Annotated in this window: 27 protein-coding genes; 10 read left to right on the top strand and 17 right to left on the bottom strand. The window is 40.4% G+C overall.

The window, feature by feature from the left end; translation table 11 throughout:
* Positions 1 to 2: 2 nt before the first annotated feature.
* The 10 genes from JNG87_RS07105 (at position 3) to JNG87_RS07150 (ending at position 8,302) form a co-directional block, all read left to right on the top strand.
* Positions 3 to 1,061 (top strand): NADH:flavin oxidoreductase/NADH oxidase, encoded by a 1,059-nt coding sequence (locus JNG87_RS07105; RefSeq protein ID WP_202842820.1) that lies wholly within the window; start codon positions 3 to 5, stop codon positions 1,059 to 1,061.
* A 22-nt stretch (positions 1,062 to 1,083) separates the two neighbouring features.
* Complete coding sequence (locus JNG87_RS07110; protein WP_238349687.1) at positions 1,084 to 1,635, top strand: antibiotic biosynthesis monooxygenase; 552 nt, start codon at positions 1,084 to 1,086, stop codon at positions 1,633 to 1,635.
* Between the two features lie 201 nt (positions 1,636 to 1,836).
* Positions 1,837 to 2,394 carry a hypothetical protein gene (locus JNG87_RS07115; protein WP_202842824.1) on the top strand — a complete coding sequence of 186 codons (558 nt, stop codon included), beginning with the start codon at positions 1,837 to 1,839 and terminating at the stop codon, positions 2,392 to 2,394.
* A 132-nt stretch (positions 2,395 to 2,526) separates the two neighbouring features.
* Positions 2,527 to 3,573: a cupin domain-containing protein gene (locus tag JNG87_RS07120; RefSeq protein ID WP_202842826.1), complete on the top strand. Its 1,047-nt coding sequence runs from the start codon at positions 2,527 to 2,529 to the stop codon at positions 3,571 to 3,573.
* Between the two features lie 5 nt (positions 3,574 to 3,578).
* The gene (locus JNG87_RS07125) at positions 3,579 to 4,271 is read left to right on the top strand and encodes a YoaK family protein (protein ID WP_202842828.1); all 693 of its coding nucleotides are present in this window, start codon (positions 3,579 to 3,581) and stop codon (positions 4,269 to 4,271) included.
* Positions 4,272 to 4,275: 4 nt separating this feature from the next.
* Positions 4,276 to 4,737 (top strand): redoxin domain-containing protein, encoded by a 462-nt coding sequence (locus JNG87_RS07130; protein ID WP_202842830.1) that lies wholly within the window; start codon positions 4,276 to 4,278, stop codon positions 4,735 to 4,737.
* Between the two features lie 2 nt (positions 4,738 to 4,739).
* Positions 4,740 to 5,258, top strand: a complete 519-nt coding sequence (locus JNG87_RS07135) for a DsbA family protein (RefSeq protein WP_202842832.1) — start codon at positions 4,740 to 4,742, stop codon at positions 5,256 to 5,258.
* Between the two features lie 50 nt (positions 5,259 to 5,308).
* Positions 5,309 to 6,130, top strand: coding sequence for an alpha/beta fold hydrolase (locus JNG87_RS07140; RefSeq protein ID WP_202842833.1), 822 nt, complete (start codon positions 5,309 to 5,311; stop codon positions 6,128 to 6,130).
* 130 nt (positions 6,131 to 6,260) lie between these two features.
* A complete protein-coding gene (locus JNG87_RS07145) occupies positions 6,261 to 7,814 on the top strand; it encodes a sigma-54 interaction domain-containing protein (RefSeq protein ID WP_202842836.1) in 1,554 nt (517 codons plus the stop codon).
* A 5-nt stretch (positions 7,815 to 7,819) separates the two neighbouring features.
* On the top strand, positions 7,820 to 8,302 hold the full coding sequence (locus JNG87_RS07150; RefSeq protein ID WP_202842838.1) for a hypothetical protein: 483 nt from the start codon (positions 7,820 to 7,822) through the stop codon (positions 8,300 to 8,302).
* On the opposite strand, the gene JNG87_RS07155 is transcribed toward JNG87_RS07150, so the two are convergent.
* The 17 genes from JNG87_RS07155 to JNG87_RS07235 all read right to left on the bottom strand — a co-directional run bounded on the left by JNG87_RS07155 (position 8,299) and on the right by JNG87_RS07235 (position 24,849).
* Positions 8,299 to 8,913, bottom strand: a complete 615-nt coding sequence (locus JNG87_RS07155; RefSeq protein WP_202842839.1) for a TMEM175 family protein — start codon at positions 8,911 to 8,913, stop codon at positions 8,299 to 8,301. The genes JNG87_RS07150 and JNG87_RS07155 overlap by 4 nt on opposite strands.
* A gap of 122 nt (positions 8,914 to 9,035) precedes the next feature.
* Entirely contained in the window at positions 9,036 to 10,388 is a 1,353-nt protein-coding gene (locus tag JNG87_RS07160; RefSeq protein ID WP_202842841.1) for a sigma-54-dependent transcriptional regulator, read from the bottom strand.
* Positions 10,389 to 10,400: 12 nt separating this feature from the next.
* The gene (locus tag JNG87_RS07165; RefSeq protein WP_202842843.1) at positions 10,401 to 12,668 is read right to left on the bottom strand and encodes a histidine kinase dimerization/phosphoacceptor domain -containing protein; all 2,268 of its coding nucleotides are present in this window, start codon (positions 12,666 to 12,668) and stop codon (positions 10,401 to 10,403) included.
* Positions 12,669 to 12,713: 45 nt separating this feature from the next.
* Positions 12,714 to 13,379, bottom strand: a complete 666-nt coding sequence (locus JNG87_RS07170) for a YoaK family protein (protein WP_202842845.1) — start codon at positions 13,377 to 13,379, stop codon at positions 12,714 to 12,716.
* 4 nt (positions 13,380 to 13,383) lie between these two features.
* Positions 13,384 to 13,857: a Dps family protein gene (locus tag JNG87_RS07175; RefSeq protein WP_202842847.1), complete on the bottom strand. Its 474-nt coding sequence runs from the start codon at positions 13,855 to 13,857 to the stop codon at positions 13,384 to 13,386.
* Between the two features lies 1 nt (position 13,858).
* Positions 13,859 to 14,284, bottom strand: coding sequence for a DoxX family protein (locus tag JNG87_RS07180; RefSeq protein ID WP_202842849.1), 426 nt, complete (start codon positions 14,282 to 14,284; stop codon positions 13,859 to 13,861).
* A 12-nt stretch (positions 14,285 to 14,296) separates the two neighbouring features.
* Entirely contained in the window at positions 14,297 to 16,186 is a 1,890-nt protein-coding gene (locus tag JNG87_RS07185; protein WP_202842851.1) for an amidohydrolase, read from the bottom strand.
* 6 nt (positions 16,187 to 16,192) lie between these two features.
* Complete coding sequence (locus tag JNG87_RS07190; protein ID WP_202842853.1) at positions 16,193 to 16,936, bottom strand: M17 family peptidase N-terminal domain-containing protein; 744 nt, start codon at positions 16,934 to 16,936, stop codon at positions 16,193 to 16,195.
* Between the two features lie 20 nt (positions 16,937 to 16,956).
* Positions 16,957 to 18,345, bottom strand: coding sequence for an alginate export family protein (locus tag JNG87_RS07195; RefSeq protein WP_202842855.1), 1,389 nt, complete (start codon positions 18,343 to 18,345; stop codon positions 16,957 to 16,959).
* Positions 18,346 to 18,364: 19 nt separating this feature from the next.
* Entirely contained in the window at positions 18,365 to 18,997 is a 633-nt protein-coding gene (locus JNG87_RS07200; protein ID WP_002978754.1) for a hydrolase, read from the bottom strand.
* A 32-nt stretch (positions 18,998 to 19,029) separates the two neighbouring features.
* Positions 19,030 to 19,341, bottom strand: a complete 312-nt coding sequence (locus tag JNG87_RS07205) for a phosphoribosylpyrophosphate synthetase (RefSeq protein WP_202842857.1) — start codon at positions 19,339 to 19,341, stop codon at positions 19,030 to 19,032.
* A 16-nt stretch (positions 19,342 to 19,357) separates the two neighbouring features.
* Entirely contained in the window at positions 19,358 to 20,179 is an 822-nt protein-coding gene (locus tag JNG87_RS07210) for an alpha/beta fold hydrolase (protein WP_202842858.1), read from the bottom strand.
* Between the two features lie 301 nt (positions 20,180 to 20,480).
* Complete coding sequence (locus JNG87_RS07215; RefSeq protein ID WP_202842860.1) at positions 20,481 to 20,687, bottom strand: ArsR family transcriptional regulator; 207 nt, start codon at positions 20,685 to 20,687, stop codon at positions 20,481 to 20,483.
* Between the two features lie 32 nt (positions 20,688 to 20,719).
* Positions 20,720 to 21,520 (bottom strand): HAD family hydrolase, encoded by an 801-nt coding sequence (locus tag JNG87_RS07220; protein ID WP_110009801.1) that lies wholly within the window; start codon positions 21,518 to 21,520, stop codon positions 20,720 to 20,722.
* Positions 21,521 to 21,596: 76 nt separating this feature from the next.
* Positions 21,597 to 22,646, bottom strand: a complete 1,050-nt coding sequence (locus tag JNG87_RS07225) for a UDP-glucose--hexose-1-phosphate uridylyltransferase (protein ID WP_110009800.1) — start codon at positions 22,644 to 22,646, stop codon at positions 21,597 to 21,599.
* The gene (galK, locus tag JNG87_RS07230; RefSeq protein ID WP_202842862.1) at positions 22,630 to 23,814 is read right to left on the bottom strand and encodes a galactokinase; all 1,185 of its coding nucleotides are present in this window, start codon (positions 23,812 to 23,814) and stop codon (positions 22,630 to 22,632) included. The genes JNG87_RS07225 and galK overlap by 17 nt, the downstream gene beginning before the upstream one ends.
* A gap of 162 nt (positions 23,815 to 23,976) precedes the next feature.
* Positions 23,977 to 24,849 (bottom strand): AraC family transcriptional regulator, encoded by an 873-nt coding sequence (locus JNG87_RS07235; RefSeq protein ID WP_202842864.1) that lies wholly within the window; start codon positions 24,847 to 24,849, stop codon positions 23,977 to 23,979.
* Positions 24,850 to 24,905 lie beyond the last annotated feature (56 nt).

A 24,905-nucleotide genomic window follows, 5' to 3' on the forward strand; every position in this document is an offset into this window, starting at 1 on the left:
AAATGAATTTATTTTCACCCATACACATTCGCAGTCTTACCTTAAAGAACAGGATTGCACTATCTCCTATGCAGCAATACAGCGCTAAAAACGGAGTTCCCGGCAACTGGCATCTCGTTCACCTTGGAAGCAGGGCTGTTGGCGGTGCAGGGTTGATCCTTACCGAATGTACAGCCGTTTCAGAAGAAGGTCTGGCTACATTATCCGATGTAGGGATCTGGAACGATGAACAGAAAAATGCCTGGAAAAACATCGTAAATTTTGTGCATGAACAGGATGCCAAGATAGGGGTTCAACTCTGGCATGCAGGAGGAAAAGGCAGCCTGAAACATCCCAATGAAAGAATGAAACCTCTCACTCCGGAAGAAGGAGGCTGGACGGTAAAATCATCTTCTGCCCAGGAATTCAACGGAGTTTTTGCAGAAGAGCTCACCATTGATGAGATCCAGGAACTAAAGACGAAATTCGTTAAAGCAGCCCTTCGTGCCATTGAAGCAGGCTTTGATACCATTGAACTGCATGCAGCGCATGGTTACCTGTTCCATCAGTTTTATTCTGCGGTGATCAACAAAAGACAGGATGAATATGGCGGAAGTTTTGAAAACAGGATCCGTTTTCTTGTGGAAACCGTTCAGGAAATCAGAAAAGCTATTCCTGCTGAGACACCTCTGTTCGTAAGAATTTCTTCTACTGACTATATAGAATCGGAGGAAGCCTGGACTCTGGAAGACAGTATCAGGCTTTCGGAAATCCTTAAAGAAAACGGTGTAGATTTCATTACGGCATCCGGCGGCGGATTTACCAATGTAAGCAAGGATAAGGTATTTCCGGGATATCAGGTTCCTTTTGCAAAATCCATTAAAGAAAAGACCGGGATCCTGACAGGAGCTGTGGGAATGATTACAGAAGCAGAACAGGCCGATACGATTATTACCAATGGAGATGCAGATCTGGTGATTATCGCCCGGGAACATCTTAGAGATCCTTATTTTGCCATTCATTCAGCCAGAGCATTAGGTGTTGAAACAGAAATTCCGTGGCAGTATAAAAGGGCATATTAAATTAACCAATAAAAAATCAGTTATGGAAAATCAGGGTGCCTCCGTAGTGATTACCCATCATATTCTGGATGGAAAACAATCACAGTATGAAAAATGGCTGGACGAAATTGTGCCTGTCACCAAACATTCTGAAGGCTTTATTGATCTGCAGATTATTCGGCCGATTCCCGATCTGACTTTTGTGTATACCGTCATTATCCGTTTTGATACGATTAACCATCTTAAAAACTGGATGGAGTCGGATAACCGGAAAAAGCTTATTGAGAAAGCGAATCCACTGTTCAGAAAAAACGATCATTACCAGATCAGATCCGGGCTTGATTTTCTTTTTACGACAGAAAATGAAGGGAATAAAGTTCCGGTACGCTGGAAACAGTTTCTGGCAACCTGGTCTGCCATTTATCCGCTGTCGGTTCTTATTCCTGCTTTGATCATTCCTTTTTTACGGTTTTTACATATTCCACCCAATCATTATTCTGATGGATTTATCAATTCCGGAATCATTGTTTTTCTGATGGTGTTTGCCGTGATGCCCAATTATACCAGGCTGATCAAAAAATGGCTGTATCAATAACCCTATTTAAAAATTATCCTTCATCAATCACTGTAAACCACAGTGATTTTTTTGTTTTCAGGAACCTCGTCCTGTTACCATTTGAACACCACCAGCTTATTCAACGATACTTTCCGCCTGTTGAGCGAACGGCAGGCAAAATTAAAATGACCGGTTTGTAGCTTTACATCATCAATAACATAACAATCAAAATCAACAACTATGGAAATCTTACAAACTCCCGAAAATGCCTTATCGCATTCAAGTGTAAACGCCATCATCAATGCACCCATTGAAAAAGTAGATATCGCAGACTGGCTGCTTAATCTGCCGGATGCGGAATACCAACGCTGCTCTACCCAGCATATCGGAGCTGCTATTTCAGTTACTTTTGACGGCAAACCAGTGTCTTTGAACGTAGAAACGATTGGAGATGCACTGATGGTTCAGCATTATGTTGCAGATGTTCACCGTCCCGATTACTGCCGCATGCTTTCCATCTCGGATTCAATTACCAAAAACGGGCGCACAAAAGTTCAGGTGTTATGGGAACTGAAAGTGACAAAGATTGACGAAAATACCTGCCTTTACACCAATGAAATTCATGCGACAGCCACTTCCGAAATGTTTGAATATCTGAAAGAACACGGGATCAACCTTGCAGATGCCGCTGCATCCAGACAGGCCGCTTCAGATGCCCATAATCATGAGGAAACCCCGAATTTTGCAAAAAGCATTGAAAATAAAGCACTGACAGGGCAATACAACCAGCCTTTTTAAAAAAGTGGCAACCCTCTATATCCTCAACGACTCATTTTGCCTTTTCACCGAATGACATCAAGAAAAAGTAAAATTCAGAAGTAGTTTTACAATAGCAAAAACAAAGAGAATTAATCACAAAAAAATAATACTATGAATCCATCATCATTAAGTTTCAGATACGAATTAGAAAAAAAAGAACCGCGTACCAGTGACGGTGGTACAACAAGAGGTGCTTCCGTAAAAGAATTCCCTGCTTCTGTAGGTATTGCCGGAGTTTCCATGAGGTTACAGCCCGGAAGTATGAGAGAACTTCACTGGCATGCCAATGCCGCAGAATGGGCGTATGTGATTTCAGGAACGGTACGTACAACGATTATTCATCCGGACGGACGAAGTTATACTGATAATTTTGAACCCGGTGACGTATGGTATTTCCCGAAAGGCTACGGACATTCCATCCAGGCTACCGGAACAGAGGAATGTCATTTCATTCTGATTTTTGACAATGGTAATTTTTCCGAAGACCATACCTTCAGCGTTACAGATTTTGTGTCAAGTATGCCTCCTGAAATCGTTGCACAGAATTTAGGACTAAGCCTTGAAGAAGTAGCAGAACTTCCACAGAAAGAGGTTTACTTCGCAGCGGGAGTCGTTCCGGATGAACTCTCTGTGAATGCTGCAGCCCGTCCAGAGGAATCAGACATTGAACTGACAAGCCTGCACCGATATCCTCTACATTCCCAGCAGCCAAGAATCATTCCCGGCGGCGGTCTCCAAAGATTGGTTACTAGTAAGGAATTTCCGATCAGCACCACAATGGCCGGTTCTGTGCTGGAGCTGCAGCCCGGTGCTTTAAGAGAAATGCACTGGCATCCGAATGCGGATGAGTGGCAGTATTTTATATCCGGACAGGCAGAAATGTCGGTATTCCTGGCAGAAGGAGTTTCTGTTACAGAACAGTTCAATGCCGGTGATGTAGGTTATGTACCTATGGGAGCCGGGCACTATATCAAAAATACCGGAGATACCGTCTGTAAAGTATTGATCGGATTTAATAGCGGCACCTATGAATCCATTGATATCAGCGAATGGCTGGCAGGAAACCCTAAAGATGTGATCATTACGAATTTCGGACTGAAGGAAGGAGAAATAGAAAAATTTCCGGAAAAGAAAGTATTCATAAAACCTGGAAAATAGCGCCTGTGATTCCGGAAACAAAAATCCTGCTCCCTGACAAGACCGTCAGAACACAGGAGAAACTGGCAGTATTCCTTGCTTTTATCGCAGGATATACAGATGCCACAGGACTGATACGATGGAAAACCTACGTTTCTTTTATGAGTGGCAATACGACTCAGTTAGGTGCAGCGGTTTTTAGTGGAAAATATGGTGTTATCATCAGTTCTGTCATTGTAATCATCTTTTTTCTGGTGGGGATTTATACAGGAACGTGTCTATCATTATCAAAGAAGTTCAGAAGTACAAAGATGATCTTCTACACGGTTTCCGGCATCATGATCCTTTACAGTATTACTGATTATTATGAGCATATTGCCAATGAAGTGTCTATAGCTGTTATCGGTTTTTCAATGGGCCTTATGAATACCATTATCACATCGGTAGGTAACCAAAAGATCAATACCGATTTTGTGACAGGAACTTTAAACAGTCTGGCAAGAACAGCTGCTCTGTTTGTCATGAGTAATCAGGCAGAGGAGCGGAAGGAATACAAAATAAATATCTTTCATTTGTTATTCTTATGGATGGGCTTTCTCTCCGGTGCTTCAGCAGCTCCTTTCCTGCTCTCTTATTCAGGAAACTGGACGTTGATGTTTCCGGCAGCCTTACTGCTCATCTGTGCATTCACAATACCAATTACAACGATTAAAAACTAATCCTATGCTAGAAAAAAATACGGTTGCCCCTGATTTTACATTATTTGCAACCCCGGACCAGAAGATTACCTTATCCGAATTCAGAGGACGAAACGTTATCCTTGCATTTTACCCGGCAGACTGGAGCCCGGTGTGCAGTGACCAGATGGCATTGTACAACGAAATGCTGAAGTATTTCAAAAAATATGATGCGGAGATTTTCGGAATTTCCGTAGACAGCAAATGGTGCCATCTGGCATTTTCACAATCCAGAAACCTGCACTTCCCACTGCTTGCAGACTTTGAAGCCAAAGGAGAAACAGCCAGGAAATATGGTGTTTACAATGACGAAGAAGGAGAATGCAACAGAGCCCTTTTTGTCATCAATAAAGACGGTCTCATCGAATGGAGCTACCTCTCCCCCACCGCCATCAATCCTGGCGCAGACGGAATTTTAGAAGCATTAGAAAACCTTAACATGAAATAATTATGTCACTTAAACCATCAGTCAGCAATGCTGACCATACTCAGGGCAACTCAGATGCCAGCTTAGTCATTGTAGAATACGGGGATTATCAGTGTCCTTACTGCGGAGCAGCCTATCCGGTTCTTAAAGAATTAATGAAAGAATTCGGAGATCAGATCAGATTTGTATTCAGAAATTTTCCGCTGTCAGAAATGCATCAGTATGCAAGAACGGCAGCACTGACAGCAGAAGCGGCAGCTTTGCAGGGAAAATTCTGGGAAATGCATGATGCTATTTATGAAAACCAGGAATACCTGAATGCTGATCTTCCGTTAAAGCTTGCAGAAAAACTGGGATTAAATATTTCCCAATTCAAAGTTGATATTCATAAGAAGGAATTAGCAGAAAAGGTAGATACAGACTTTGAAAGCGGTATCATCAGCGGAGTGAACGGAACCCCTTCATTTTTCATTAACGGAAATAAATTCAATGGCGGTGCAGAAGACCTTTTCCAGTTGGTACGTGAAAATACTGCCTATTAATCAGAAAAATATTTAAACAAAATCAATTCATAACATTAAAAATAAACAACATGAGCACATTAACATTAAAAGACGGAACAGAAATTTTTTACAAAGATCAGGGACAAGGCCCGGTATTAATGTTTCACCACGGATGGCCTTTATCATCTGACGATTGGGATGCACAGGTAATCTTCTTCCTGCAGAAAGGCTACAGAGTGGTTACTCACGACAGAAGAGGCCACGGACGCTCCAGCCAGAATATCTACAATCACACTATTGAGCAATACGCTTCTGATGCCGCAGAACTGGTTGAATTCTTAGATCTGAAAGATGTTGTACACATCGGGCATTCAACAGGTGGCGGTGAAGTGATCCGTTATGTGAATAAATACTCGAATGGAAGAGCTAAGAAAGCAGTTCTGATCAGCGCCATTCCACCGGTAATGGTGAAAAGTGAGAATAATCCTGACGGTGTTCCTATGGAAGTTTTCGACAATATCAGGGAACAGACGATGAACAACAGAAATCAGTTTTATTATGATCTGACTTTCCCTTTCTACGGCTACAACAGAGAAGGTGCCAATATAAAAGACGGTGTTCAGAGAAATTGGTGGAGACAGGGATTAATGGGCGGAATTGTTGCTCATTATGATGGGATTAAAGCTTTTTCAGAAACAGATTTAACGGAAGATTTAAAAGCTGTTGACATTCCTGTTCTGGTGATGCATGGTGAAGATGACCAGATCGTTCCTATTGCCAATGCGGCATTAAAATCAATTAAATTATTAAAGAACGGAAAGCTGATCACGTATCCGGGATTCCCTCATGGTATGCCGACTACAGAGCATGAGACGATCAACAAAGACCTTTTGGAATTTATCAGATCTTAAAAACAATCTCTTTTCAATATACTGAAGATGAACTTTAATGGTTCATCTTTTTTATTTCAGGTATTGTACCACTCACATGCAGATCTTTTTCAATTTTTACTATCTTTAAACTTTCAAGTAAGAATTTTCTATGAGTAAGCCTTCTGATCCCAATGCAGAAATGATGAAACGCCTGCAGGAAATGCAGAAAGAACAGCTTATGATTTCCCGTTTAACCAAAGAGTTGTCTACCATTTTAGATAAGAAACAGCTTCAGCTTGTTATCAATACATCTTTCAAAACTGAACTGGGATTCAATGATTGTATGATGATCAGGGATGTAAAAGGAAATATTGAAATACTCAGCAGCCGGAATGAAAATCAGAACCATACCACAGATCAACAGCTTGACAGGTATGTAAAAAACTGTCTTGATTCTGCGGAGCCTCTTCTTTTTGATCTGAAAGAATTGTCACCGCTTCCTTCCTGTTTTACCGAAGCTAAAAATTCGGGAATGCGGATGGCTGTCGGATTGGGACTGCCGGCTGTCAGTGAAAGTAAAAATGTACTTTTCCTTTTCTACAGAAGCTTTATTTCAAGAGATACAATTCCGGAAAGAATTTTAAACGGTATTTCTACCCAGCTTTCCATTACCCTTCATAACATTGATGTTCAGGAGCAGTTGAAAACATTTCAGGGAAATATCCGGGACTTTCCAAAAGAAACTGAAGAAGAAAAGGAAAGCAGACACGGCTTTCATGGAATTGTGGGGCAAAGTGAAGCCATGCAGCTCATTTTCGAAAGGATCTCACAGGCAGCTCCATCACAATCCAATGTGATTATCTTTGGAGAAACGGGCACGGGAAAAGAGCTTATAGCACAGGCAGTTCATGAACTTTCAGAATTTTCGGGAAAGAAGATGATCAGAATAAATTGTGCGGCCATTCCTGCCAACTTAATAGAATCTGAACTGTTCGGACACGAAAAAGGAAGCTTCACAGGAGCAACAGAGCAAAGAAAAGGAAAGTTTGAACAGGCTCACAACAGCACCATTTTCCTGGATGAAATTGGTGAACTTCCCCTGGAATTACAAGCCAGGCTTCTGAGGGTTCTTCAGGAAAAAGAAATTGAAAGAATCGGCGGAAACAAAAGGATTAAGGTGAATGTACGGATCATTACGGCCACCAACAGGAATCTTGAAAAAGAAGTAGCGGAAGGCCGGTTCAGAAGTGATCTTTTTTACAGGCTGAATGTATTTCCTATCCATCTTCCTGCCTTGCGGGAAAGAAAAGAGGATATTCCTTTACTGGCAGACTATTTCCTAAAGAAATTATACCCGAAAACTGGCAAAAAGATTAATGGTTTTTCTCAGAACGTAGTAAAAATGATGATTACCAATCCATGGCTGGGTAATATCCGCGAGCTGGAAAACATGGTTGAAAGAAGCATGCTGACAGCAAAAGGAGATATGATCAGGGAAATGGATTTTCCGAAAGTTATTAACTCTCAAAACACGGATCAGGATTTTCAGGTTAAAACACTGCAGGAATTTGAAAAGGAATATATTTTAAAAATAATCAAAAAATGTAACGGCCGTATTTTCGGGGAAACAGGCGCTGCGAAACTGCTGGGATTACCACCAACCACGCTTATTTCCAAAATGCAGAAACTTGGAATAGAGAAGGAACATTATTATAATAAATAATCAATATGGAAATAGAGCTTTTAAAATATTTACAGAGTAATCCGGCAGCATATCCCAATAATCAGGAATATGAAGGAAGGATAAAACCAATTTCGCTTATAGAAATACAACAGCTTGAAGTAAAATATAACAATGGACAAGCTTTTCCAAAAGTTTTAAAAGAGCTTTTATTTCTTGCAGGAAACTATTGTTATGTTCTGGATTATAATATTTTTGATACTCAGGAAGAACTTCAAGATGCTGCCAGGTCGTGGTTATTGTTCTATAATAGAAATATCAACAGAAACTTTTTTGTTGTCGATGCCTATAATGCAGGGGATCAATTTTTATTTATATATCTGGATGAAGGAGATGATCCAATAATAAGACAAGCCTATTTACCGTCAAGGAGTGATATCCAATTTATTACGTCCCTTTTAAACAAGACTCTCTCTCAATATATAGAAGATCAGATTGATGATGTAAAACAGGGACATAATCCTTTTTAATCAACCATTTCTATTTTCCCAGAAGACAATGCCCAGAAAATCCAAAGTCCTAAAATGATCAGCAGCGACAAGGCCGGGATCCAGAACGACAGGATTAATGCCATAACATAAATAGGAAGTCCATACAAGTAGTTGTTGTGGATCTTTTTTATAGCCGCATCAGTAATACCCGGGCGCAAAAGCTTTTTGTTACGGGTTGCCAGAAACCATAATAAATTGTAAGCAAGATTGATCAGGACAAAAATACCGGTATAAAGTGCCACGACAACAGAAGAGGCTTCACCGTCAAAATACCTTGCCAGCAAAGCGGTAGGATAAGAAACTGCTGAAACCAGAAAAAGGATAAGCCCATTCGCAAACATAATCGCCGAATTCCGGCTGTAGATCTGTTTGAAGATCTTATGATGGTTCACCCACATGATGAAAATGCTGAAAAATGAAAGGATAAATGCCAGAAATGCCGGCCATTGATTCTTCAGAAAGACCAGAAGATCATTCCCGTTTTGTATTGAGTTCTCTTCAGGGAAGTGAAGATCCAGCACCAAAAGCGTAACGGCTATTGCAAAAACACCATCACTGAATCCTTCTATTCTGAGTGTTTCTTTTTCCATAATTACCTGATTGATTTATTATTGTAAGGCATAATAATTTTATCCTCAAACTATTTGAAGAGTGATTATTAAAAAATTGAAATAAAAAATGAGCTTACGTTTTTTCTCAAAGCAGCTCCAGATTATTTATACCCTTTGTCAATTCCTAACTTCTTCATTTTGGAATATAAAGTCTGAGGCTGTATTTTCAACAGCTCTGCAGCACCGCCCGGCCCGGAAACTTTTCCGCCGGAAGACTGAAGTGCATTCATAATATGATCTCTTTCCATATCTTCCAATGATTTCAGCGGTCCTTGTGTTTCTGTAGGTTTTTCAACGATTTTAGGCAGATCAAAACTTTCTATTTCTGAGGTTTTGGTCAAAAGAACACTTCGTTCGATCAAATGCTCCAGTTCACGGATATTTCCCGGCCAGTGATAATTCAGCAGCTGTTCCAGTGCTTTTTCACTGATGGATGTGATATTTCTTCTTGAGGCAGCGGCATATTTATTCAGGAAAAAATGGGCCAGCAATACGATATCTTCCTTTCTTTCTCTCAACGGAGGCAGTTCAATAGGGAAAACATTCAAACGGTAATACAAATCCAGCCTGAATCTTCCTTCCGCCACTTCTTTTTCCAGGGAACGGTTGGTCGCTGCCACAATTCTTACGTTCACTTTAACCGTATTATTTCCTCCAAGCCGTTCGATTTCTTTTTCCTGTAAAACTCTCAGTAATTTAACCTGTGAATCCAGTGGCAACTCTCCTATTTCATCCAGGAAGACTGTTCCTCCGTTGGCCTGTTCAAACTTTCCGATCCTCAATGTATTGGCTCCGGTAAAGCTTCCTTTTTCGTGTCCGAAAAGCTCGGATTCGATAAGCGCATGCGGCAGTGCGGCACAGTTGACTACAACAATAGGATGAGCGCTGCGGTCTGAAAGCTCATGAACGGAATGAGCCACTTTTTCCTTACCCGTTCCGCTTTCCCCGACCACCAGAACAGAGGTATCTGTAGGAGCGACTATTCTTATTTTTTCAACAACATCCTGAAGTACCTTGCTTTTCCCGATAATTCCTTCTATGACTTCATTATTTCCGGTATCAGTGCACAATTCACAGCCTCTTTCCATATCATAACGGTATCTGGCAATGTCAAGCATCACAATCATATCACGCTCCCGGAAGGGTTTTACCATAAATCCGTAGGGCTGTGTTTCTTTCACTGCTTCCAGGGTAGACTGGTTGGTATTGGCTGAAATATAAAGAAAAGGCAGGTGCATTTCACGCAGTTCCCAGGCGAGATCAATTCCTGTGAGATCACCTTTTAAGATGATATCAAGAAGTACCCAATCCGGCTTATTATCTGCAATCAGTTTTCTGGCCTGAACCACTGAAGATGCAATTCCTGTAACCTGATAACCGGCCTTCATCAGCATCAGTTTGAGATCATTGGCTACAATAAATTCATCTTCTACAATTAATATTTTTTCTTTCATGGTAATCAGCCTTTAATTTGAAGGAGTTATTTCTGTATTTTTTCTGAAGGTAATCGTGACTTTTAAGCCACCTTTATTTTCGAGATGGAAAGTTCCGTCCAGCTGATCGGTAAGCCCGCGCATCAGATTCATTCCCAAAGAATCTGTTTCTTCGATATTAAAATCTTCGGGAAGTCCTACTCCATTATCTGAGATCCTCAGTTCACAAAGGTCATCACCAATATTTTTAAATGAAACGAAAACTTCCCCTTTCCGGTCATCCGGAAATGCATATTTTACGGTATTGTTGACTGCTTCATTGACGATCAGTCCCATAGGAACCGCCTGGGCCACATCAAGAAACACTTTATCAGTATCTACTGTAAAGTTGATTTTCCTGTCAGATGAATAACATTCTTTGATATAGGTAATCAGCTCATAAATATACCACGACATATCAATCATTGAAAGATTATCAGACTGATAAAGCTTCTGGTGGATCAGGGACATGGCATGCATTCTGTGCTGGCTGTTCTGGATGGCCATCAAAGCATCTTCATTGTCAAGATAAGCCGATTGTGTATTAAGTAAACTGATCACAATCTGCAGGTTATTTTTAACCCTGTGATGGATTTCCTTTAAGAGCCATTCTTTCTCGGAAAGTAATTTCTTCAGCTGTTCGTTCTGTTCATCAATCTGCTTACGTTTCAGTTCCAGGTTTTTATTGGCATTGCTTTTTAATCTTGAGCGGTTATACAGCAAAGCAGCAAAAAGGATCAGTGCCAGAATGCTTCCGATGAAGACATATCTGATAAAGGTATCATTGGCAATCTTAATATCCTGCAGTTTTGCTTTCTGGGTCAGCAGCTGAATATTTTTATCTTTCTGTTCTGTCTCAAACTGAATTTTAAGACTGTTGATCTGCTTGCTTTTTTCACCGTTAAAAACAGAATCGGAAAGCTTTTTGTACAGCTGATAATGCTGTATGGCATCAAGGTATTTTCCCTGTATGGAATCTGCTTTGAACCACATTAAATGGTTTTCCGAACGAAGCATATCATTTCCGTTATTTTTGGCTATCGAATCAAAAAGTCTGGCTTCACGATACATTTTATCAAAGTTCCGGGTCTGGTAATGATAGAAAACAAAGCTTCGCAGCAATGAGGCCTGCTGATTATTTTTTTCTGCATTTTCACCATAATAGGCCACCAGTTTTTTGTAGTAGGCTTCAGCTTCATTAAACTGCTTTAAAATAGTATAGGTGCTGAACAGGATATAGTTTTCTGACATTTCAAAATCCTTGTCTACTATGGGGTAACGTTCTCTGTACTCTTGTATCATGGTAATGGCCTGCTTAAACTTTTTCTGCCTGATCAGCATGGTAGAAATATTATTGGCCACCGTTCTGATGTAGGTGTTATCTTTGTTTTTCTTTGCTGTGGCCAGTGATTTTTCCCAATACTTCATGGCATCATCATTTTTACGGAGATAATAATATACCATTCCGATATTGCTGTAAATAGAGCACATCTGCAAAGAATAATCATTCACACTTTCGGCTGTTTTTTCTGCCAGAAGACCATAACGGAGTGCTTCCTCATAATCCGCTTTCTGAATTTCAACCTGAGAGATAAGATTATAAACACTCTGTAATTCTCTGAATTTAACGGACTTATAAACAGACAGGGATTGTTTGAGCAAGCCCAGAGCCTTATCAGCATTTTCCTTGATGTAGTAAAGCTCACCCAGATCTTTTAAAACACCTGCCTGATTCAGTTTTGATCCTGAATTCTTAAACAGTTCCAATGCTTTTTCTTTCAGTTTGATTTTAGTATCAAAATATTCGGGGTTATTGTCATACATATATGATAATTCATTGTATGCTTCTCCGGCCTGCTCTTTAAAATGATTTTTTTCAAAATAAGAAAGCGCCTGTTTCATGTTGGAAAAAGCAATCGTTTTACGGCCTCTTTCTTTATCTATTTTAGCCTCCAGAAATATGATTTTTCCGGCAGACAGCAGATCTCCGGATTTCACATTGAGTGCTTTTGCCTGTCTGTTCAGAATAGCGGCACTGTCGAGGTCAGCTTTCAGCTCTCCTTTTTTGGTAATGTAATAGTTACTCAGACGCAGCAATAAAGTGATTTTCTGAGTAGTATTGGCGGAAGAGGAAATCTGTTTTCTCAACAGTGCAGGATTTTCCTGGGTCTGTGCTTTTATACTGTATGAAAACATCAAAACCAACGAAAAACATACTATCTTTAGTAGATTTTTAGATAAAAAATAAAGGCTGAAATTCATTTTTTAAAGGTAATCTATTATCCTGTAATCTGCCATAGTCCAGAGCTAGTTTTTACGGTGGTAAAAATAGCAGATTATCATTGCCAGTCCCGGTAAAATCAGTGTTACCAGCCCATATTGTTTTCCTGCATAAGCTCCTAAAAAACAACCAACCAGAAATCCAAGAATGGTAATCAGCTGTTTCTTCAGGCTTGCCCATGCTTCAGGGTGGTGAAAGCCGCTTGACAGAAGCGTTCCGAAATCCAGGGAAGCCTGGGTTACATTTCCTGTCATCATGGTAGTCGGGCCATGGGTTTCCTTTGCATAAAGTTTTCCGAAAGCATTCTGAAGCCCCATTGCAAAAACGGTAATCATAGCCACAGTATACATGATGACTTCTGAAAACATTCCGTAGTAACTGAGAACAGCAACAATAATTCCGGCTAAAAAGAGCAACGCTCCTTCCCAGAATAGCAGCGTATAATGATTGATAACCTTTCCGGCGATTCTTCCTCCTGCCATAACCGCAAGAATAAAGACCGGAAAAGTAAGCAGCTTTACCCAGGCGTGAATATCCGATCCCTTCACAAACTGATAGGCAAAGACAATAAAGTTTCCCGTAACATGCGCCGAAAAAAGGGCATCTGCCGATACAAAAGTCACGGTATCGCAATATCCGGCAATCATGGTTAACAATAAGGTGACAAAACCGATATTATGATTTACTTCCATTTTTCTATTTTAAATGTGAACGCAGCATCCAGGCCATTTTCTCATGGGTTTCCAGCAATCCGGTAATATAGTCGCTTGTCCCTGAATCACGGAATTCAACAGCGAAGTTTTCAATATTTTCACGAAGATGAATGATGATACTTTCGTGGTCGGAAAGAAGTGTTCTGATGTAAGTCAGACTGTCGTTCGATTCCAGATGATGTTCGGACAGATGCGTTAATGCCAGGTACTCCCTTAAAGTGGCCGGTGCATAATGCCCCAGCGTTCTGATTCTTTCCGCCAGATCATCGATGATGTCGTCCAGCTGCCCGTATTGTGCTTCAAAAAACAGATGTTTATTATAAAAGTCGTGACCTTCGACATTCCAATGTGCTTTTCTTGTTTTGGTATACAATACAAATTCATCTGCTAAAGTGGTAACAAGCACTTCAGCAACTTTTGCTAAATTTTCGTTTTTAATTCCGATTGAAGTTTTCATTTTATAAAATATTTAATAAGTAATAATCAAGTGAATATCTTCCTGCTCCCAAGGCAAGAATCAGTAACAGGGACAGCGTATACATGAAAGGAACGTCCCGTACTTCCGGTGAATCTTTTCTGTGAACCACAAAATATCCGATAGCCGTTACCCCGATTGTCGGTAAAACGGCAAGCCTGGTTCCCAATCCTGAAATAATCAGAAACGGAACCACCAGATCAGCAAATGAAGCCACTATGGCATTGAGTTGATCAGGCAATCCCAGAGGGTTTGGAATCACTTCCCTTTGTCCGTTTTCCAGCCTGAATTTCTTTAAGCCATGGACTCTGAACAGCTGAACGGCAAGGAGTACCCGGAAAACCAGGAATGAAGCATCATTGAATGGTGAACCTAAATCTGATGAAAGGATCTGTTTTAAAATTTCCATGTGTATTGATAGTTAAAAAGCAAAGCACGAACAGCCTAAAGCTCCCCAGAATGTATGGTAATTATTAACGGGCACATTGCTCATTCTTGCCTGGTTATGGTTATGATGATGGATATCGCAGCTTCCTCCACAGCTATGAATTTGTGAGGTCAGCGGTGCTTTTAAATCCTGTTTCGCATTTTTCTCAATTTCTTTCTGAAAATGTCCGCCTGCAGGGTAATATCCGTTATAAAGATTGGTGGGAGACCAATCCGGAAGCACAGGAATAGATGGTGGTGCATAGGATGAGAATGTTCCTTTGGCATATACTATTTTCCCGTCTACAATGGTCATTTCTGCTTCAATATTTTTAATCTCTTCATCATCAATCGTGAAATAATCCTGATCAAGAACTGCCAGATCGGCAAACATTCCTACTCTGATATCACCTTTTTTCTGCTGTTCCTGAGAGAACCATGCGCTGCCTTTTGTGTACAGTTCTAATGCGGTTGCTCTGTCCAGCTTTGTTTCGTGGTACAATTGAAGTCCGCCAACAGTTTTTCCTGCGGTCAGCCAGTACATGGAAACCCACGGATTGTAGCTGCTTACTCTTGTGGCATCCGAACCTCCACCTACAGGAACTCCCATTTCCAGCATTTTTTTCACGGGCGGCGTACTTTCTGCCGCTGCGAAACCATAACGGTCTGCAAAATATTCTCCCTGGTAAGCCATTCTGCTCTGGATAGCAATTCCGCCGCCAAGCATTTTCACCCTTTCAATATTTTTTTCATCAATGGTTTCCGCATGATCAAAAATCCATGGCAGGCCGTTGAAGGGAATATCCCGGTTTACTTTTTCAAAAACATTTAAAAAGCGGGTGATGCTTTCATTATAAGTTGCGTGAAGTCTGAATGGCCAGCGGTTTTCTACCAGTAAACGGACTACTTTTTCAAGATCTGCTTCCATGTTTTCAGGCAGATCCGGTCTTGGCTGAAGAAAATCTTCAAAATCGGCTGCCGAAAATACCAGCATCTCTCCTGCCCCGTTGTGGCGGTACATGTCATCGCCCTGGTATAATTTTACAGTATCGATCCAATCGCTGAAATCTTCAAATTCATGCTTAGGTTTCTGGGTAAAAAGATTATAGGCAATTCTTACGGTAAGCTGTTTTTTTTCATTCAGTTCGTTCACCACCTGATAGTCGTCCGGGAAATTCTGGAATCCTCCTCCGGCATCAATGACGCTGGTAATTCCGAAGCGGTTCAGTTCTGTCATAAAATGCCTTGTCGAATTCAGCTGGTGTTCGTAAGAAAGTTTCGGGCCTTTTGCCAGTGTTGAGTATAAGATCATGGCGTTGGGTGTCGCAATAATCAGCCCTGTGGGTTCACCATTAGCATCTCTTTCAATATGTCCGCCTGCCGGAGCCGGGGTATCTTTGGTAAATCCTACCGCTTTCAATGCTGCCCTGTTCATTAAAGCCCTGTCGTATAAATGCAGGATAAAAACAGGTGTTTCCGGAGCAATGGCATTAATTTCCTCCAAAGTAGGCATCCTTCTTTCTGCAAACTGGAATTCGGACCATCCTCCCACTACACGTACCCATTGCGGTGAAGGCGTACGGTCTACCTGGTCTTTTAACATTCTGAGCGCATCAGCCAGTGAGGGAACACCATCCCATCTTAATTCCAGGTTGTAATTCAATCCGCCACGAATCAAATGGATGTGAGAATCATTGATTCCCGGCACCACTCTTTTCTTTTTAAGATCAATCAGTTCCGTGGCTTCATCTGCGAACTGGTCTGCCAGTCCGTCATTTCCGACCGCGATAATTTTCCCGTCTTTAATGGCCACTGCAGAAACTTCCGGAGTTTCTTTATTGAAAGTGTGTATTTTTCCGTTGTATACGATAAGATCTGCTTTCATTTGTAATTATTTGGTGTTCAACTTCGAAATAGCTTCCTGAATTCCTCCTCCGGCAATGGTGAAAAATGATGGTCCGGCCAACAGAATCAGTTTTTTCAGTTTCAATTTATCGGATAGGTGCTGAGTGTTTAAATAAGACTGTGTACGATAGGCATCAAAAGCACCCAAAACCACATTTTCTGCTACTAAAGCGGTTGGAGAATCAATTCCTGCATCTTTGATATCGCTGGCAAATGATACGGTATGTACCTGTAGTTTCAAAGCTTCTCTCATCGCAACACTTCCTACTTCTTTCATCAATTCAGCATCGAAAGAGTTTCTGTTTCCCAGGCCGATCAACAGCAGTTTTCCGGAGGCAAGGCTTCCTTTCGGAGGATTAATTAATAAGGTTTCCAAAGCGTGTCCTTTGAACTGTCCTTTTTTACGGACTTCTGTAATAATTCCTTTTAATGCTTCATCCAGATGAACCATTCCGTTCAGTTCTTTGGGAAGCGCCGGCGGATTGAAAATATCTCCTTCCGTATACTCGAAAACACAGGCGATCTGTAAATCTGCTTTGGCGGCAGAAGGCCCCTGAACCAGTCCTACAACAGAAATACCGTCAACGGTTCCCCATGTTTTTGAGGTTCCAATAGCTGTTTTTTCTGCGGCAGCCTGTGCTGAAACGAAGTGGGTTCCCGCAGTTGCCAACATCAATGCTATAAAGAATGCTTTTGACCAATTGATGTATTTTGAAATTGAATTTTGCATAATAAATGATTTAGTAATGATTAAAATTTGAATCCCAGCCTGATATTCCAGAAAACACCGCTTTTTGCATCCTGAATGATATCTTCAATAAAAGGTCCTTTGTGGAAATACTGAAGTCCGCTCACCAAAGAGAAATGTTTGTTGAAATTATAGGTAAAGCTGGTTAAATAAGCCGTTCCGATATACCTTTTATCTGAACTGCTTCCGGGACGGTTCAATGCTCCGCTTGGCCGGTAAACTCCGTCGTTCAGGGAATATCGCCAGTTGAAGACAACATCCATCTGCATTTTGAGTTTGGAAGTCAGATCAAGGGTCATATACGGATGAATATCAATTAAATTGACAGGTCCCACCTGCGGGCTGAAGCCGAAATACCCTCCTTTCGGATATAAAGGATTAAAGGTATTGAGCCTTCCGTCATTTTTTGAATGATCTCCTGATATATAATCGTTTCTCAGATTGATGCTTGGCTTGAATGTGAAGTTTTCAAAGAGATATCCTACATCCACAGAGCCCGTCCAGGCACTGATCTTTTCGTTTCCAAAACGTCCGAACTGATAGGCTGCTTCCAGGTTATAGATAAATCCGCCGCCATATTTCCAGAGCCTTCCGCCAATTGTGTGACGCTTTTCCCTGGCTGTTCCGGCTTCAAAAACAGATTCATCTCTACGGATTCCGAGGTAATATAGATCCAGATTTCCGGCTTCAGGAATAATAATTTTGGAATAAAGTCCCCAAAGGTTAAGCTGCTTTGAAATGGTATTATCAAAAACGCCGGTCTTGACAGAGTCTGCCATCATCGCAAAAGCATCTACGGAAACATTTTTATAGGAATACATGATTTTAGCTCCTGTAAAAGACAACCTTGCATTCGGTCCTTCCCTTACAGAAATTAATCTGCCGGAACCGTAGTCCAGCTCCTGTCTTCCCAGTCTCACTATCAGCTTCTGATCATCCTTATTCACCAAACCTACATCCAGAAAGAGATTCTGAATACTCAGCTGATCTTCATCAATGCCTCTTGAACCGTTTTTTCTTCCGTTTTGCAAAGCACTTCTGATCTGTGAAAATATTCTGAAGTTTTTCCCGAAATGCCAGTCTGCATAAAGGTCATAGCGCTGCAGGAAAAAGTCGTTGTGTCCTATGTTAAGCCGTCCCCAATCTTCGTTGTTGAAATCCACATATTCATACCTTGCCTCGCCACCCAATGAGAGATAGATATCTTTCTTTTCATTGAGAGGGAGATATTTAATTTTGTCATAAAAGCTTTTGGTGGAATCTTTCAGATATTCATAATTTTCGTCATACCTCAGAAGTTTAAAGCTCTGGGAGGATAAAGTTTCAGAACATAAAAGAACTGTTATGAAAAAAGCTTTTAAAAACAGTATTGAAGGTGCAGATTTCAACATTGAAAATGGTATATAGATTTTAATGATTCAGCATATGGTGGGCATAATGGATCCCTAATCCGTAAGAAGCCCCATATTTTTTCATCAGATCAGTTACAGGGCCATAGGTTTCCTGACGTGCCCAATCTCTCTGAAGCTCCAGAATATACTGAATGGAAGTCATAGGCTTTACTCCGGAATGGATCATTCTCTGTACTGCTCTTTCGTGAGCCTCATCACTCACATCACCACAGGCATCGGTAATGACATATACATCATAGCCTTCCTCAAGTGCAGACAAAGCCGGTCCTACGATACATACACCTGTCCAAAGCCCTGCGAAAACCAGTTTTTGCTTCTGTGTTCCCACAATTGCCTTATAAGCGGCTTCATCTTCCCATGTATTCATAGTAGTTCTGTCAATATATCCTGAAGTTGCCATAGGAAATGCTTCCTCAATTTCAGGGAAAACGGGACCTGAAAAACTTTGTTCAGCAACTGTGGTAACGATAGTCGGAACATTGAATATTTTAGAAGCTCCACACAGTACTGCAACGTTATTGCGCAGCTCATTCATTGAGATACTTTTGGTGGCAAATGCCATTTGTCCTTCAAAATCAATCAGTACCAGTGCATGATTTTCAGGAGAAAGTAGTTTTGATGATGGTTTCATAAAGTTTATTTTATTAAATAATTTGGATTAAGTTAATGGGATGATAGTTTTCTGATGAGTTCTGTACTTACAGTATCCGCATAGATTCCGTAAGCGCTCGTCAGGATGCCTTTTACAGAATACTTGTCGGAAGCGATGCCGTAGACTACTTCTTCATCTCCCTGATCGGTATCTCCTTCAAAGCGGAATGTATATCGTATTTTAAAGTCTTCCGGAGAGACATCAAGAAAATTATTGAGCCTGATGCAATCATTTTTAAGGTTAAAATCTTCTGTATATCCGTTTTGATTAAGCCACTGAACGGCCTCAGTCAACGTATCAAAAGCTGGCTGTATCGTATTCATTTGTAAAGAATGCTTATTATTCTGTGATAAAAGCTAAAATATCTTTGTTGATGGTTGGATGCTCTGTAGTCGGCATACCGTGAGGGAAACCAGGATAGGTAATCAGTTTTCCGTTCTTCAGTAATTTGGCTGATTTTATCGCTGAATTTTCAATCGGTACAATCTGGTCATCCTCACCGTGAAGAACCAATACCGGAATATCAACTGCTTTTAAATCTTCGGTTAAATCTGTTTCTGAAAAGGCTTTGATTCCATCATAATGAGCAACAATTCCTCCCATCAGTCCCTGTCTCCACCAGTTTCTCTGTACTCCGTCCTTTACGTTCGCACCTTCTCTGTTGTAGCCGTAGAAAGGAATAGTAAGGTCATAGTAAAACTGGTTTCTGTTGTTCATCGTCTGTTCCCTGATATTGTCGAAAACTTCCATAGGAACACCGTCAGCATTGTTTTCACTTTTCACCATTACCGGTGGAATGGCGCTGATCAGAACCGCTTTCTTAGCTCTTCCGTTTGCATACTTGTTAACATAACGGATTACTTCACCACCGCCTGTTGAATGCCCGATGTGTACGACATCTTTCAGGCCAAGGAATTCAACCAGTTCTGCAGCATCAGAAGCGTATTGCTCAATAGTGTGATTGTAGATATTCTGGCTGGAACGCCCGTGACCTCTTCTGTCGTGGGTAACCACTCTGTAGCCTTTCTGCAGGAAGAAGATTACCTGTGCATCCCAATCGTCAGATGATAAAGGCCATCCGTGGTGAAACATTAATACAGGTCCTTCTCCCTGATCTTTGTAAAAAATTTCTGTTCCGTCTTTTAATGTTAATGTGCTCATTGTTGTAGTATTTTTTGAATTAAACTTATGAGCATAATGCCAAAAAATAACCCAAAACAATAAAGAATTTGATTTTCAACACATTAATAAAAACAGACAGTAAATTATACTACGAAATACCGTAGTTTTATGATTTACCCTTTACCTTTTATATAAAAAACATATAAAATTTAACAATAGAAACTGTCAAAATTGAAGCTTGCCACGATGAATAACAAAAAAAAATCAGACTCAGGTCTGATTTTTTTTGTTAATAAGTAACATTAATATCTTAATCTGCTGAAAGTTGCTATGATAGCCGTTATTCCGTCTTTATTTGTGACAGATCAAGGCCCATTTTTGTAAATTCTTCCTGTCCTTTATCAGTAATATAATAGTTACGATCTGCAGGATTTTCCTTGGCAATCCAGCCTTTCTCAACAAATTGTTCTAAAAGAAGCTGTCCTAATTTTCCGCCGATATGCTCATAGCATGTTTTGGCTGGCTTTCTGCCGGTTGATGTATTCATATTATTAGTTTAATTGGTGTTATTTGGATGCATTAATTCAGATGCAGATAATCTTTAATGGTTTTCAGAACCCCGAAGCTGTCGTTGGTGCATGCTTCAAAATTGGCTACCTGTTTTACATTGGGATGGGCATTTTGCATCGCGTAAGAATATTTGGCATTCTTCAGCATTTCTATATCGTTCATATAATCCCCGAAAGCCATCGTATTTTCAGGAGAAATGCCCAGCGATTTCTGAAGGATTTTCAAAGCATTTCCTTTATTGATATCTTTATTCATAACATCCAGCCAATACGCTCCTGAAACCACTACTTCCAGACCGAATTCTTCAAATTTTTTCAGTGCCGGATACAGATGTTTTTCAGAACCTTCAGGATGATAAACTGCTATTTTAAAGGCGGTATCATCAATTTTTTCTGTCAGATCATCCTTCTTCATGTTTTCGGTGTAATATTTTGAGAAAAAATCCACAAACTGCTGATCTTCGGTTTCGTAATACGCCATCTTTTTGGCTGATAATACGGCTTTGGCACCGGGTATTTCACGGACCGCTTTAATAATCTCAACGATATATTTGTATTCCAGCGTATCAGCGAAAAGTTCCTGGTCTTTATAGATCACGTATCCTCCGTTTTCAGCAATAAAACCGATCTCACTTTCTATTTCTCCGAAATAATGGGTAATGCCCGGCATCTGTCTTCCGCTTGCCGGGACAAATACAATGTTTCTCTTTTTCAGTTCTTTATAAACTTCTGAAAACTCAGGGCTCATTTCATGGCTGGAGTTAAGAAACGTCCCATCCATGTCCGTCACAATTAATTTAATCTGTTCCATAATTTTATTGGGAAAAGCGAAATTCTGTACGTAGCAGAATCATAATTTGCTTATTCTTTTCAAAGATATTGATTTATTATTTTTTCTTGTAATGAATGGTGGAAAGGTTTCTTAATATTGCGGCACTTTGTTCGGGGGTAATGTCCCGTTGAGGCTCTGCAAGCATTTCATATCCTACCATAAATTTTTTTATTTCCGCACTTCTGAGCAACGGCGGATAAAAGTGCATATGAAAATGCCATTCAGGATGCTCTTTTCCGTCTGTTGGAGATTGATGAATTCCCGCAGAATAAGGAAATGACGTTTCAAAAAGGTTATCATATATTGTGGTCAGATCCTTGAGGACAGCAGCAAAAGATTCTTTTTCCGCTTCAGAAAATTCCGCAATATTTTCTCTTTTCTGTTTGCTGATCATCATTGTTTCGTAAGGCCAAGACGCCCAAAACGGCACCAATGCGGCAAAGTGTTCATTTTCTGTGACGATGCGCTCACCAGCCGTGATTTCCTGCCGAAGATAGTCTTCCAGCAATGTCCTTTTATTCTTTTCAAAATACGATTTCAGCTGATCCTGGGTTTTCTGAACCATTGCCGGAATGGACGACTGCGCCCATATCTGACCATGCGGATGCGGGTTGCTGCAGCCCATGATGCTTCCTTTATTTTCAAAAATCTGAACATAGTTGATATGGTCCAGAGCGGCCAGCTCATTGAACTGCTCCTGCCATACATCCACCACATTTTTGATGTGTTCCAAAGACATTTCCGGCAAAGTAAGGCTGTGGTTTTCAGAAAAACAAACCACCCTGTTGATTCCTCGTTCCGGAAGTAGAGTAAAAAATCCTGACTGTTGTTCAGAAAAATCAACTTCTTCATTCAGCAATGCTCCAAAATCATTGTTAAAGACATAGGTTCCTTTATATTCAGGGTTACGGTCTCCATTAGCACGAATATTTCCTGAGCAGAGATAGCAGTCCGGGGCATATTCAGGACGGTTTTCTGTTACTGTTTCTTCTCTCTGCCCCTGCCATGGCCTGTTTGCCCGTTGTGGGGAAACGAGTATCCATTCATCCAAAAGAGGATTGTATCTTCTGTGGGGATGTTTTTTAGGGTCAAATAATGTATTCATTGGTGTATTCTTTTATCCCGTCTGAAATTTTAACCTGGTAAACTTTCATCTCAATATTAAAGTGTTCAAAATATTTTTCACTGATGGCCTGAATTACTTCCTCAACTTTATCTTCCTGAATCAGGTTGATGCTGCAGCCTCCGAAACCTCCTCCCATCATTCTTGCTCCCAGTACACCTCCCTGCTGCAATGTGTTTTCAACCAAAAAATCAAGTTCTTCGCAGCTGACTTCAAATTCAGTGGACAGCCCGGCGTGAGTTTCCGTGAGAAGTCTTCCCAGATGCTCAACATTTCCTTCTGAAATAGCTTTTGCCGCCATTTCTACCCTCTTTATTTCTTTCAGTAAGTAGAGACATCTTTTATGTGAAACACTTCCCATTTTCTCTTTAACACTGTCAAGCATAGTTGTGGTAAAATCCCGGAACTTCTCTACTTCGGGGAATTTTTCCCATAAAACTTTTTTTCCATGCTCAACATCTTTACGCCTTTCATTATAGCCGGATGTCAGATGACTATGTTTTACACAGCTGTCAAAAAGCAATAAGCTGTATCCTTTAAGGTCAGCATCAAAATATTGATGTTCCAGGGAATTGCAATCAAGCATAATGACCTTATTTTCCTTTCCGAAAACGGAGGCAAACTGATCCATAATTCCGCACTGAACTCCTGCAAAAGTATGTTCGGATTTTTGCCCGATCACCGCGATTTCTTTTTTTGACAGCCGCAGATCAAAAAGTTCATTAAGGATATAGGCAAAACCGCATTCAAGAGCGGCCGAAGAGGAAAGCCCGGATCCCATCGGGATGGTACTGCTGAAAACAATTTCCATTCCGCAAAATTGATTTTCGGGTTTCTGCAGCTGACTGAAAACGCCTAGAATATAGTTCATCCACATCTGCTGTACCGGTTTTACCTCTTTTGTAACATCAAATGTATATTCTTCTCCAAGATCCTTGGCTATGATCCTGCACAAATTGGTCTGTGGCCGTCTGCGGACAGCAAAACAGATGTATTTGTCTATGGCAGCAGGCAATACAAAGCCGTCGCTATAGTCTACATGCTCACCAATAATATTAATTCTTCCGGGAGAAAGGAAAATATGTTCAGGCTCTTCTTTGAATTCGGTCCTAAACTTTTGCAGGGTTGGGTTGATTAACTGTTCATCCATATCAATCTTTTCTGATCAAACAGATCCTGGGGATCTTAAGTATAAAACTACTGAATTTATAACAGAGAAATTATACTTTTAAACATTATTATAAGTGTTAAATATACACTTAAATTTCAATACATTCCAACACAGCAATTTATTTTTAAACCCGACTGTGAATTACTCCATAAAATAATTAAATTCTTTTCTGTACTGAGAAGGGCTTTTACTGATATACTCTTTAAAAGTCCTGTTAAAATAGCTGAAGTTATTGAACCCCGATTCAAAGCAGACTTCCGTAATACTCAAAGGCTGTTCTGCCAGAAGCTTAAGAGCATGGGTAATTCTGTATTCGTTGACAAACTGTGTAAAGGTTTTATTGGTAATTTTTTTAAAATACCGGCAGAAAGACGGCACTTTCATATTGGCAAGATCAGCCATCTCCTCGAGGGTTATGGCTTCTTTGAAATGATCTTTAACGTAATTGAATATAAGATTGATTCTTTCATTATCTTCAATCTGTGTCTGAAGGTAATATTTCCCTGCATTTAAAATCCTGTAATCCTGGGTAACAGACAGTTCATCCAATATTTTCAGAAATCTGCACAGCTTGTCGAGGGAGGAAGCATCATGCATCTCCGTAATCTCTTTCCCGATTGTTTTCTTCACTTCTTCCCCGAATACGATTCCTGCTTTTGACTTTTCCAGCAGTGCAGAAATCCTTTGCATCTCCGGAATATTCCAGATCGGTTCTCCTAAAAAATCAGGCTTAAACTGAATCACCATTTCATACTCATTATGTGTACTTTCATTGGTCAGTCCACAATGTGGAAGGTTACTTCCTATCAGTACAAGATCTCCCTCTGAAAAATAAGTGATACTGCTTCCGATCTGTCTTTTCCCGGAGCCTTTGCATACAAAAATCAGCTCAACCTCGGGATGGTAATGCCAGACATGAGATTTTATATTCTCATTAGTCAGAAATTTAAGGCTGGTAAAACTGCTTCCTATAGTAGGTCTTACCGCCTCAAAAGAAGGATTTACATGTTTCATAGGCCAAATACAAATAATTTCATATGCAAAATTAACAAATAATACACTAATATCAT

Origin of the sequence: Chryseobacterium cucumeris (assembly GCF_016775705.1) — a bacterium.
Taxonomy (GTDB): Bacteria; Bacteroidota; Bacteroidia; order Flavobacteriales; family Weeksellaceae; genus Chryseobacterium; species Chryseobacterium cupriresistens.

What these genes read in the sequence shown, in the direction of transcription:
- JNG87_RS07205 (WP_202842857.1), bottom strand. Translation starts at nt 19,341, where the DNA reads ATGAATACGATACAGCCAGCTTTTGATACGTTGACTGAGGCCGTTCAG.
- JNG87_RS07150 (WP_202842838.1), top strand. Translation starts at nt 7,820, where the DNA reads ATGGAAATAGAGCTTTTAAAATATTTACAGAGTAATCCGGCAGCATAT.
- JNG87_RS07215 (WP_202842860.1), bottom strand. Translation starts at nt 20,687, where the DNA reads ATGAATACATCAACCGGCAGAAAGCCAGCCAAAACATGCTATGAGCAT.
- JNG87_RS07140 (WP_202842833.1), top strand. Translation starts at nt 5,309, where the DNA reads ATGAGCACATTAACATTAAAAGACGGAACAGAAATTTTTTACAAAGAT.
- JNG87_RS07120 (WP_202842826.1), top strand. Translation starts at nt 2,527, where the DNA reads ATGAATCCATCATCATTAAGTTTCAGATACGAATTAGAAAAAAAAGAA.
- JNG87_RS07105 (WP_202842820.1), top strand. Translation starts at nt 3, where the DNA reads ATGAATTTATTTTCACCCATACACATTCGCAGTCTTACCTTAAAGAAC.
- JNG87_RS07110 (WP_238349687.1), top strand. Translation starts at nt 1,084, where the DNA reads ATGGAAAATCAGGGTGCCTCCGTAGTGATTACCCATCATATTCTGGAT.
- JNG87_RS07190 (WP_202842853.1), bottom strand. Translation starts at nt 16,936, where the DNA reads ATGCAAAATTCAATTTCAAAATACATCAATTGGTCAAAAGCATTCTTT.
- JNG87_RS07135 (WP_202842832.1), top strand. Translation starts at nt 4,740, where the DNA reads ATGTCACTTAAACCATCAGTCAGCAATGCTGACCATACTCAGGGCAAC.
- JNG87_RS07170 (WP_202842845.1), bottom strand. Translation starts at nt 13,379, where the DNA reads ATGGAAGTAAATCATAATATCGGTTTTGTCACCTTATTGTTAACCATG.
- JNG87_RS07155 (WP_202842839.1), bottom strand. Translation starts at nt 8,913, where the DNA reads ATGGAAAAAGAAACACTCAGAATAGAAGGATTCAGTGATGGTGTTTTT.
- JNG87_RS07235 (WP_202842864.1), bottom strand. Translation starts at nt 24,849, where the DNA reads ATGAAACATGTAAATCCTTCTTTTGAGGCGGTAAGACCTACTATAGGA.
- JNG87_RS07225 (WP_110009800.1), bottom strand. Translation starts at nt 22,646, where the DNA reads ATGAATACATTATTTGACCCTAAAAAACATCCCCACAGAAGATACAAT.
- JNG87_RS07130 (WP_202842830.1), top strand. Translation starts at nt 4,276, where the DNA reads ATGCTAGAAAAAAATACGGTTGCCCCTGATTTTACATTATTTGCAACC.
- JNG87_RS07160 (WP_202842841.1), bottom strand. Translation starts at nt 10,388, where the DNA reads ATGAAAGAAAAAATATTAATTGTAGAAGATGAATTTATTGTAGCCAAT.
- JNG87_RS07175 (WP_202842847.1), bottom strand. Translation starts at nt 13,857, where the DNA reads ATGAAAACTTCAATCGGAATTAAAAACGAAAATTTAGCAAAAGTTGCT.
- JNG87_RS07115 (WP_202842824.1), top strand. Translation starts at nt 1,837, where the DNA reads ATGGAAATCTTACAAACTCCCGAAAATGCCTTATCGCATTCAAGTGTA.
- JNG87_RS07220 (WP_110009801.1), bottom strand. Translation starts at nt 21,520, where the DNA reads ATGGAACAGATTAAATTAATTGTGACGGACATGGATGGGACGTTTCTT.
- galK (WP_202842862.1), bottom strand. Translation starts at nt 23,814, where the DNA reads ATGGATGAACAGTTAATCAACCCAACCCTGCAAAAGTTTAGGACCGAA.
- JNG87_RS07200 (WP_002978754.1), bottom strand. Translation starts at nt 18,997, where the DNA reads ATGAAACCATCATCAAAACTACTTTCTCCTGAAAATCATGCACTGGTA.
- JNG87_RS07185 (WP_202842851.1), bottom strand. Translation starts at nt 16,186, where the DNA reads ATGAAAGCAGATCTTATCGTATACAACGGAAAAATACACACTTTCAAT.
- JNG87_RS07210 (WP_202842858.1), bottom strand. Translation starts at nt 20,179, where the DNA reads ATGAGCACATTAACATTAAAAGACGGAACAGAAATTTTTTACAAAGAT.
- JNG87_RS07180 (WP_202842849.1), bottom strand. Translation starts at nt 14,284, where the DNA reads ATGGAAATTTTAAAACAGATCCTTTCATCAGATTTAGGTTCACCATTC.
- JNG87_RS07145 (WP_202842836.1), top strand. Translation starts at nt 6,261, where the DNA reads ATGAGTAAGCCTTCTGATCCCAATGCAGAAATGATGAAACGCCTGCAG.
- JNG87_RS07165 (WP_202842843.1), bottom strand. Translation starts at nt 12,668, where the DNA reads ATGAATTTCAGCCTTTATTTTTTATCTAAAAATCTACTAAAGATAGTA.
- JNG87_RS07195 (WP_202842855.1), bottom strand. Translation starts at nt 18,345, where the DNA reads ATGTTGAAATCTGCACCTTCAATACTGTTTTTAAAAGCTTTTTTCATA.